At 69.8% G+C, this 10,499-nt stretch carries 4 protein-coding genes; 2 read left to right on the top strand and 2 right to left on the bottom strand.

Annotated features, from left to right (window positions below):
* Nucleotides 1–198 precede the first annotated feature (198 nt).
* Nucleotides 199–5,424 (bottom strand): ThuA domain-containing protein, encoded by a 5,226-nt coding sequence (locus Msi02_RS42355; RefSeq protein ID WP_204053348.1) that lies wholly within the window; start codon nt 5,422–5,424, stop codon nt 199–201.
* A gap of 211 nt (nt 5,425–5,635) precedes the next feature.
* Nucleotides 5,636–6,916, bottom strand: coding sequence for an ROK family transcriptional regulator (locus tag Msi02_RS42350; RefSeq protein WP_204053347.1), 1,281 nt, complete (start codon nt 6,914–6,916; stop codon nt 5,636–5,638).
* 243 nt (nt 6,917–7,159) lie between these two features.
* Here Msi02_RS42350 and Msi02_RS42345 point away from each other — a divergent pair, with 243 nt between their 5' ends.
* Together Msi02_RS42345 and Msi02_RS42340 are read left to right on the top strand one after the other, a co-directional pair.
* The gene (locus Msi02_RS42345; protein WP_239109412.1) at nt 7,160–8,461 is read left to right on the top strand and encodes an ROK family transcriptional regulator; all 1,302 of its coding nucleotides are present in this window, start codon (nt 7,160–7,162) and stop codon (nt 8,459–8,461) included.
* Between the two features lie 439 nt (nt 8,462–8,900).
* The gene (locus Msi02_RS42340) at nt 8,901–10,388 is read left to right on the top strand and encodes a sugar ABC transporter ATP-binding protein (RefSeq protein WP_204053346.1); all 1,488 of its coding nucleotides are present in this window, start codon (nt 8,901–8,903) and stop codon (nt 10,386–10,388) included.
* Nucleotides 10,389–10,499: the final 111 nt, after the last annotated feature.

Below are 10,499 nucleotides of genomic sequence, written 5' to 3'. Positions count from 1 at the left end.
GGCCGCGGGGCCGGCCAGGCCGGCGCCGGCGAGTGCGACGCCGAGCGCGGCTGCGGCGAGTAGCTGGGTAGTCCTGTTGATTTTCATGTGATCGCTCCATATATGGGGGGCGGGGCCGGCCGGCTGGTCGGCCGGCCGGCCCCGGGTTGTGCTAGGGCGGTGTCCTGGTCGTGCAGACCGTGGTCACCGCCGGTGCGGTCAGCTGCAGCTGGCCGCGGGGTAGGCCGCGTCGTAGGACGTGGTGACCTGCTTGCCGCCGATCGTCGCGGTTCCGGTCACGGTGGCCGTGCCCGCGGCGATCTGGGCGGTCCGGGTGTTGAAGGACTGGTAGGCCTGCTTGCCCGGGGCCACGTCGGTCACGGTCTTGTTGCCGAACGGGGTGTTCAGCGTGATCGTGGCCGGCACGTCGCCGTTGTTGACGGCCGTGACCGCCAGGTACGCCGTGGTGCCGATGCAGCGGGGAGCGGCGGTGACGGTCAGCTTGACCGTGGGCGTGGCCGGGGTGGAGATCGTCAGCGTGAGCGTCTTGACCTCCTCGACGTTGCCCGCCTTGTCCGTCGAGCGGTAGCGCAGCGTGTGCTGGCCGTCGCCGGTGACGGTGACCGGCGCGGTGTAGGCCGTCCAGTCGCCGCCGTCCAGCGCGTACTCGGTCTTGGCCACGCCGCTGCCGCCGGTCTCGTCGACGGCCTTCAGCGTGACCGTGACCGGACCGGTGAACGACCCGTTCTCCGGCTGCGCCGGGTCGGTCGTCGCCGTCGTCACCGGAGCGGTCTTGTCCTCACTTCCCGCCTTGATCAGCTTGAAGTAGTCGAACTTGACCGTCTTGGACGCGCCCTGGTTGGTGCCGATGGTGTAGACGCCGATCTTCGACGCGTTCGCCACGGCGCTGTTCTTCACCACGGCGGTCGTGCCGTTGGTGGCCAGGTCGGTCCAGGTGGTGCCGTTGGAGGAGTAGGAGCCGGTGAAGCTGTCTCCCACCTTCTTCAGGCGCAGCCAGTACGGGCCGGCGCCGAGGCCGTTGACCTGCGGCTGCGGGTTCTGCACGGTCCCGGCGACCTCGCTACGCAGCTCGATCGTCCGCGCCACCGTCGACCCTGCGGCGTTGGTGGTGAGGAAGTCGAACTTCACGTAGTTGTCGTCGTCGCCGTAGACGATCAGGCCGCCCTGCTGGTACTGCTCGCTGAGGGCCGAGCCGTCGACCTTGGTCTCCAGCGTCCAGTCACCGCTCGGCGCCTTCTGCAGGATGAAGTTCTTCGGCGCGCCGTTCGGCGTTCCGTAGATGTCACCCGTGGTGGTGTCGAGCTCGAGGTTGCCGCCGGTCACGCGGGCGGCCGTCGCGTCGTAGCGCACGATCGAGTTCCAGCGGCAGTTGTCCAGCGTGGTGCCGTTGAAGTCGTCGTCCGGCGTCGGCGGGGTCGCCTTGTCGTCCGGCGTGATCTGGAACCAGTCGAAGGCCGCGTCCACCACCGGGTGGTTGGCCCCGGCCAGCGAGATCAGGCCGATCTTCGGGTTGGAGATCCCGGCGAGCGGCTTGGTCTCCGGCATCGCGGTGAAGTTGGTGCCGTCCGACGAGTAGTGGGCGGTGATGTTGGTGCCGTCGCTGATGAACCGCACGTACACCGTGTCGGGGTAGGCGTCCCCGAGGTTGGCCGTGTTGCTCTGCGACACCTCGTTCGGAGCGCCCTTGTCCTCACGGATGAACTGGAAGATGCGGCTGGCGTGGTCGGAACCCGAGGTCGACCGCGCCTGGAGCACCATCTTGGCGTAGTTGTCGTCGTCGCCGTAGATGACCAGGCCCGCCTGCTGGTACGCGTCACGCGCGTTCAGCGTGAGCTTGGCGGTGGCGGTCCAGGCACCCGACGGCGCCGGCTGCACGACGATGTTCGGCGTGTTGTTGGTCGTCTGGTAGATGTCGGTGGCCGAGGTCGGGATGATCAGGCTGCCGTTGGCGACCCTGAGGTCCTGGTTCTCCCGGATGACCGACCAGCGGTCGCGGTCGAGCTGGTTGCCCAGGAAGTCGTCGGATCGGCCGCTGAAGCACACCGTGGCCGGCGCGTCCACCTTGATCTGCACCGTGGCGGTGCCGGCGGCGCCCTTGGCGTCGGTCACCGTCACCGTGGCGGTGTAGGTGCCCGGCGCGGTGTAGGTGTAGCTCGCGTTGGCCGTCGTCGGCTGCGGCGCGCCGTTCACCCCGAAGTCCCACTTGTAGGTGAGCGGGGTGTCACCGTCGGGGTCGCTGGCGGTGGTGGTGAAGTCGACCTTCAGCGGCGCGACGCCGGTGGTCGCGTTGGCCGCCACCGACACCGTCGGGCGCTGGTTCTCCGTCGCGCCCTTGCCGATGAAGTCGACCCAGTTGAAGTTGAGCAGGAAGGCGTCGTTGGCCGCGCTCGCCGGCTTGCGCACGACGAAGTACAGCGGGCCGCTCGTGACCGGCGCGTTGGTCAGGTTCAGCGTGACGTCCTTGAACGTCTGCCAGCCGCCCGTGCCCGCCACGTCGACGGAGCCGACCAGCGTCCCGTTCTCCGGGTTGCCCTGCCGGACCTGGATGGTCCCGCCGGTGGTGTTCGACGCGACGCGGAACCGGATCGCGGAGACGTTCGACAGGTTCACCGGGTCGAACGACCACCAGTCGCCGTCCTGGATGTTCCCGATGTTCTGGTTGCCGCCCGCGGTGTCGGTCGTGGTCTCGATCGTGACGCCCGCGGCGTCGGTGCCCTTGCCGTCGGCGACCCGGCCGGTCTGCGAGAAGTGCTCGGCCTGCTTGCGCTTGGGCTCCAGGATGACCTGGCCCCGCCCGGTCAGCGGCTTGGCACCACCGGCGCCACCGTCGGTGTAGCTGGCCTCGATCACGTAGAAGAGGTTGTCGTACTCGCCGTGGCCCGCCTGCTGGGTCTGCAGGGTGCCCTCACAGCCCTTGAGCTGGTCGAGCGGGTGGCCGTGGCTGTCGTGGCCGAGGATCGCCTGAATCTGAACCTTGTCGCAGTCGATCGTGCCGTCCTCGGGGTCGGTGACGGTGACCTTGAACTTCACCTGGTCGCCGAACTCGAAGAATGCGCCGTTCGGCGGGACGTCCACGGTGACGGTCGGACGGGTGTTGCCCGCGTTGATCGTCACACTCGCCTTGCCGGACAGGCCGTCGGCGTTCGTCACGGTGAGAACCGCGTTGTACTCGCCGGCCTTGGTGTAGGTGAAGGTGGGGCTGGCGTCGGTGGAGTCGGTCTTGCCGTCACCGTCGAGGTCCCACGCGTAGGTGATCGCCTTGCCGTCCGGGTCCCGCGAGCCCTCGCTGCTGAACTTGACGCTCAGCGGCACCGGGCCGTCGGTCTTGTCGGCGCTGGCGCGCGCTGTCGGGGGCCGGACGCCCTTGACGTAGTCGATGCGGTAGACGCCGGAGTCGGCGTTGTCGCCGCCGAAGCCCGAACCCCACTCGATCAGGTACAGCGCGCCGTCGGGACCGAACTTCATGTCCATCGGCTTGAGGAACTTCAGCGTGCTGAGGATCCGGTTCATCTCGACGAGCTTGGTGCCGTCCTCGTTGAGCTGGAACGACCACAGCGCGTTGTTGTTCCACTCACCGAAGATGGCCTTGCCGTCCCAGTACGCCGGCCACTTGGTCGTCGACTGGAGGTCGGCGTTGTAGCGGTAGACCGGGCCGCCCATCGGCGCGCCACCGGTCAGCTCGGGGAAGTTGTTGGGGTCGGAGGCGTAGTGGTACCAGACCGTGGCCGGGATCACCGGCGGCAGGTTGGTCAGACCGTCGTTGTTCGGCGAGTCGTTGACCGGAGCCGCGCAGTTGAACGCCGACCCCGACGTCTTGGTCGCGAAGTTGTAGTCGATGTAGGGGGAGTTGTTGCCGATGCAGTACGGCCAGCCGTAGTTGCCCGGCTTGGAGATGAGGTTCCACTCCACCGTGTTCTGCGGGCCGCGCGTGGCGCTGGCGGCGTTCGCGTCCGGGCCGTACTCACCCAGCATGACGTTGCCAGTCTTGGGGTCAAGCCCGATCCGGAACGGGTTACGGAAGCCCATGCCGTAGATCTCGGGCTTGGTCTTGGCCGTGCCCGGGGCGAACAGGTTGCCCGCCGGGATGGTGTAGGTGCCGTCCGGCTCGGGGTGGATCCGCAGCAGCTTGCCGCTCAGGCTGTTGGTGTTGCCCGCGGAGCGCTGGGCGTCCCAGTTGGCCCGGCCCGACTGCTCGTCGATCGGGGCGTAGCCGTCGGAGGCGAAGGGGTTGGTGTTGTCGCCCGTGCCCAGCCACAGGTTGCCGGTCTTGGGGTCGATCACCAGGCCGCCGCCGTGGTGGCAGCACTCGGCCCGCTGCACCGGAACGTCGAGGATCTTCTTCTCGCTCGCCAGATCCAGGGTGTCACCGGTGACCGTGAAGCGGCTCAGCCGGTCCACGTTCGCCGAGCCCGACGGCGAGTAGTACAGGTAGATCCACTTGTTGGTGTCGAACCCGGGGTCCAGCGCCATGCCGAGCAGACCGCTCTCGTTGGCGGTGAACACGTTCAGGTGCGCCGCCGTCACGGTGCCACCGCTCGGCTTGATGATCCGCACGTCGCCGAGCCGGTCGATGTAGAAGACCCGGCCGTCCTTGGCCACGTCCAGCATCATCGGGTTGGAGGTGTTGTCGTCGAGGGTGGTCTTCTCGAAGCTGCTGCTCTGCGACGCGGAGCAGTCGGCCTTCTCGGCGCCCGCGGCGGTCTTGATACCGCCGAGGAGCAGCTTGAGGAAGTTCGCCTCGCTGTAGTTCTCCTTCAGGTGGCCGAGACCGGTGTACCACGAGCGGCCACCGTCATAGTCCTGGCACCAGGTGTTGGGGTGGTCGGCGCCCATCGTGGCGCCGGAGTAGGACTTCTCGTCCATCGACGTCAGCACGTGGACCGTGCCACGCGGGTTCGTCTGGTAGTCGTACCACTCGTCGGTACGGGTCCAGGTCGTCGGCAGACCCTTGGTCGACGGGTGCGCCGGGTCCTCGACCTTGACCGTGGCCTGCTGGATCGCCGGGTGCTGCTTGAAGTAGGCACCGACGAGCTTGCCGTACCAGGACCAGTTGTAGCCGCTGTCGGCGGCGGCGTGGACGCCCACGAAGCCGCCGCCCTTCTGGATGTAGCGCTGGAAGGCGTCCTTCTGGTCCTGGGTGCCCAGCGGGTCACCGGTCGTGGACATGAAGACCACGGCCTGGTACTGCGCCAGGTTCTCGTCCGTGAACTTGGTGCTGTCCTCGGTCGTGTCGACCGCGAAGTTGTTCTCCTGGCCGAGCTTCTGCACGGCCGCGATGCCCTCGGGGATCGAGTCGTGCCGGAAGCCGGTGGTCTTGGAGAAGACGAGGACCTTGAAGTCGGGTGCCGCCGCGGCCGTGGTGGCCTCGGCGCTCGCGGGCGCCGCGAGGAGCGTGATGACGGGCGCGACGAGGGCCAGGGCCATCGTCGCAGCGGTTCGACGTCTCGGACGTCGTCCCTTTTCTGGCAGGGCCGTGTTGAACGGCCTGGCCCACGTTCGATGACGTGGTGACATGGAAGACCCTTCCTGACTGGGGGGAGGTCAGGCAAGGCGCGCGCCGCCGCGCTTGTTGCCGCTTACTTGCGTTGGATACCGGGGGTACTGGAGAGGTGCCGTCTCCAGGTCTGTGGGGCCGTCAGTAGGCTGACGGCCGGGGTAATGAATCCATGATCGTGGTCGGGTCGTCGATGATCTGGCTGACCACCATGCTCGCGGCGCCGCGGGACGCGGCGCCGAAGCCGAGCGTCGAGGCGACGAATCGGCACTGGGCCGCGGGGGCGGCCATCACGAGCCGCTGCAGCTCGTCCTGCGCGTGGGGCAGCAGCCACTCGGCCAGCGAGGCGAAGTAGCCCCCGATGACGATCACTCGCGGGTTGAACAGGTTGGCCACGATCGAGCCGCCGAGCCCGAGCCACTGGCCGACCTGCGCCACCGCCTGCATCATGCGCCGGTCGCCGGAGGCCAGGCCCCTGGCGATGTCGGCCACTCGTTCGCCGGGGTCGGGCACCGGCATGCCGGGCAGCCCGTACGCCTGCTCGGGCATGGCGGCGCGGACGAGCGCCGCCAGTCCGACCTTGGTCTCCCAGCAGCCGATGCGGCCGCAGCCGCACTGGTCGCCGTTCGGGTCGACCCGCAGGTGCCCGACCTCGCCGGAGAAGCCGTCCGCTCCGCGCAGGAGCTTGCCGCCGGAGATGATGCCGCCGCCGACGCCCACCTCACCGGTGAGGTAGACCATGTCGGGCGTCCCCGCGGCGACGCCCGAGGTGAACTCGGCCAGCGCCGCGAGGTTGGCGTCGTTGTCCACCCGCACCGGCACGCGCAGCGGGCCGAGCATGGCGGACAACTGGTCTGCCAGCGGCAGGTCCTGCCAGTAGAGGTTCGGCGCGAGCGTCACGACGCCGCGTGCCACGTCCACGAGGCCGGGGACGGCCACCGCGATGCCCGCGGGGACGGCGCCGGCCCGCGCCATCGCCTCCACGGACTCCTTGGCCACGAGCCCCAGCCTGCGCACCGCGCTGTCCGGGCGGCTGCCCATCGCGTCGAAGACCACCCGCCGCTCTACCAGGACCCGGCCGCTGAGGTCGGTGCCGTGGACCGCGATGTAGTCCACGTTGATCTCCATGCCCAGGGCGCCGACGTGCGCGCCATGCAGCGCCACCGCCCTTCTGGGGCGCCCGACGGCGCCCGCGTGCTCGACGCCGAGCTCCCGCACCAGCCGCCGTTCCAGCAGCTCCGCCATGAGGTTGGAGACGGTGGCCCGGTGCAACCCGGTCGCGTCCGCGATGTCGGCGCGCGACAAGGAGGTGTGGTCGCGCAGCTCACGCAGCACCAGCGAGAGGTTCGCCCGGCGCAGGGCGGCGGGGCCCGCCGGCGGAGGGCCTCCCGAGAGGCGGGTGAGGTGCTGCTCGTTCGACACCCGCCTCACCTGATCCTTTGTTTGTCTACGAGATCAATTAATCAGGGTTGTAACACGGAGGTGTCCGTCTGCGCACCCCTGGGTTCCGTAACGAGTTGGCATCGCTCCCTTTTTGCCCAGTTCAGGACTCATTCGTTATGTGGTTATTGGAACGTTACGCAACTTGCGACCGGTTTCCCCTTGTGTCTGCCGGAAGTCCCTGTCTTTAATTCGGCCAGCCATGCGAACTAATTGAGGAGCGGCGTGGAGCACAGCAGGGCCGACGGCCACAGGACCGACTCGCCGGGTCGCGGCGGGTCCGCGGGTGTTCCCGCGGACCAGGCCACCGTGCGTCGTTCCAACCTCGCTCTGGTTCTGCGGCACGTGAGTGCGTACGGCCCGTGCTCCCGGTCGGCCGTCGCGGTGGCGACCGGACTGAACAAGACGACCGTCACCAGCCTGGTGAGCGAGCTTCAGGCACGGGGGCTGGTCAAGGAGACCGGGCCGCAGCACGCCGGTTCCGTCGGACGCCCGAGCGTCGCGCTCGTCCTGGACGGTTCACGGATCGGCGCCCTGGGCGTGGAGGTCAACGTCGACTACATCGCCGCCTTCGCCACCGACCTGGCCGGCAGGGTGCTCGCCGACCGGCGCATCGGCTTCGACGCCATGGGCTCCAGCCCGGAACGCTCACTGGACGAGCTGGCCCTGATGGTCGAGAGGACCGTCGCCGACCTCGACCGGCTCGGGGTCGCGCTGGCCGGGATCACCGTGGCCGTCCCCGGCCTGATCGACACGAGCACCGGCACGGTGGTCGTCGCCCCGAACCTCGGCTGGCACGGGGTGGCGGTGGCCGAGCGGCTGTCCCAGGCCGACATCCGCGCGAGCATCCCCATCGCCGTGGACAACGACGCGAACCTCGCGGCGCTGGCCGAGTTCACCTCGGGCGTCGCCGCGGGGACGCCCGACCTGGTCTACCTCACCGGTGAGGTGGGCGTCGGCGGCGGCATCATCTCCGGCGGCCGGCTGCTGAGCGGAGCGGACGGCTTCGCCGGGGAGGTCGGCCACGTCATGGTCGACCCCTCCGGTGAGCGGTGCCGATGCGGCAGGATCGGCTGCTGGGAGACCAAGGTCGGACTGGCCGCGCTGGTGCGCATGGCCACGCCCGACCGCGCGTACGGCACAGGCGGGCAGGTCGTCCGCGACCCGGAGGAGCGGCTGGCCGAGATCGAGCAGCGGTGGGCCGAAGGAGACCCCCGCGTCGACGCGGCCCTCGCGAAGGTGGGCCGGTGGCTCGGCCGCGGGGCGGCCGTGCTGGTCAACCTCTTCAACCCGCGGGTGATCGTGCTGGGCGGCTACTTCGCCAAGCTCGCCGACCGGATCGTCCCCGCGGCCCGGGAGGAGATGGCCGGCCTGGGCATGACCGGCGCCGCCGACCGCTGCCGGTTCGTCGCCTCCAACCTCGGCTTCGGCGCCGCGTCGCGTGGAGCGGCCGGTGTCGTCGTCGAACGGGCACTGTCCGACCCCACAGCCATCGCCATCCGACATCCCAGCCACCGTGGCGCGTGAGGAGCCCCCGATGACCCGTCCGTCCCACTCGCGGTGGACCCGCCTGTCCGCCGCCCCGCTCCCGCCCGTCCCCGCCTGATCTGACCACTCCCGTCCACCCAGACGTCCCGTCCGCCTGACCGGCCTGTCCCGAGCCGCCGGCACTCCCGCCCATCCCGCGTGCCGCGGCGATGGCGCATGCCGTCAGGCGGACGGGATCACCACCCTGCCCGTCCTCCCTTCCCCTTCCCCCTCACCAAGTCCCCTTCCCCCCACCCAGAACGTCCCGCCCGCCTGATCGGTCGTCCGGAACCGCAGCGGCACCGTTGACGCCGACCTCGGCGCCGTCGCGGTGGTGCCAAACCGGCGCCGTCAGGCGGGCGGGGCCACGGCCGCATCCCCCGTCCCTCAGGAGGCCCTTGTGCCGCGGTCATCGTCCGACTCGGCGTCTCTTCTCCAAATGCGAGGAATCGTCAAACAGTTCCCCGGCGTACGCGCTCTGAACGGCGTCGACCTCGACGTCCGCGCGGGGGAGGTGCACTGCCTGCTCGGCCAGAACGGCGCCGGCAAGTCCACACTGATCAAGACTCTGGCCGGCGCCCACCAGCCCGACGAGGGGACCATCGTGTTCGACGGCACGGAGGTCCGCCTGGCGGGCCCGACGGCCGCGATCCGGCTCGGCATCTCCACCATCTACCAGGAGCTCGACCTGGTCGACGGCCTGAGCGTCGCCGAGAACGTGTTCCTCGGCCACGAGCCGGCCCGGCTCGGGTTCGTCAGCAGGGGAGAGGCCAACCGGATCACCCGCGAACTGCTGGCCGGGCTCGGGCACGGCGAGATCCGCCCGACGACCGAGGTGGGCCGGCTGTCGCCGGCCGCCAAGCAGGTGGTGAGCATGGCGCGGGCGCTCTCGTACGACACTCGGCTGATCGTCATGGACGAGCCGTCGGCGGCCCTGGCCCACGACGAGGTGACCAACCTGTTCCGGATCATCCGCGAACTGACCGCGCAGGGCGTGGCGGTGATCTACATCTCGCACCGGCTGGAGGAGATCCGGGAGATCGGCGACCGGGTGACGGTGCTGAAGGACGGCCGCACGGTCGCGGTCGGGCTGCCGGCCAAGGACACGCCCACCTCGCAGGTGGTCGCGCTGATGACCGGCCGCGAGGTCGAGCACGTCTTCCCGCCCCGGCCCCGCCCCGGTAGTCATGACGACCGTCCCGAGATCCTGCGCGTGGAGAAGCTCACCGTGCCCGGCCGCGTGACCGACGTGTCGTTCACCGTACGGGCCGGAGAGATCGTCGGGCTGGCCGGGCTCGTGGGGTCGGGCCGCTCGGAGATCATCGAGGCGATCTACGGAGCTCGCCGCGCGGACGGCCGCGTGGTCCTGAACGGCGCCCCGGTGCGCGGCGGCAGCCCCAGCCGCGCCGTACGGGCCGGCATGGGGCTGGCCCCCGAGGAGCGCAAGGCCCAGGCACTGCTGCTCGACCAGAGCGTCATGCGCAACATCTCCCTGAGCAGCCTCGACCGGTACGCCAGGTTCGGCTGGCTGAACCGCGGCCGCGAGGTGTCCGACGCCCGGCGCCAGGTCGAGGACCTCGACATCCGGCCGCCTCACCTGGACCGGCCGATCAAGAACCTCTCCGGCGGCAACCAGCAGAAGGCGGTGCTGGCGCGCTGGCTGATCAACGGCCGCAAGTTCCTGCTGCTCGACGAGCCGACCCGGGGGGTGGACGTCGGCGCCCGGGCGGAGCTGTACGCCGTCATCCGGAGGCTCGCCGACGAGGGGATCGGCGTGCTGCTGGTCTCCAGCGAGGTGCCCGAGGTGCTCGGCCTGGCGGACCGGGTGCTGGTCGTCCGTGAGGGGCGCGTGATCCACGAGAGCGATGCCCGGGACCTCGACGAACACCACGTCCTCGACATGATCATGGAAGGAAGGCCGGCGTGAGCGACTCTGTGACGCCCGCGGTGGAGGAACAGGCGACCCCCCGGGCACGATCCGGCGGATTCGCCTCTGGAACGATGACCGGCCGGCTGGGCGGGATCCCGCATCTGGGCC

The organism is Microbispora siamensis (genome assembly GCF_016863095.1).
GTDB lineage: Bacteria > Actinomycetota > Actinomycetes > Streptosporangiales > Streptosporangiaceae > Microbispora > Microbispora siamensis.
This window is presented reverse-complemented; position numbering and strand designations above follow the sequence as displayed.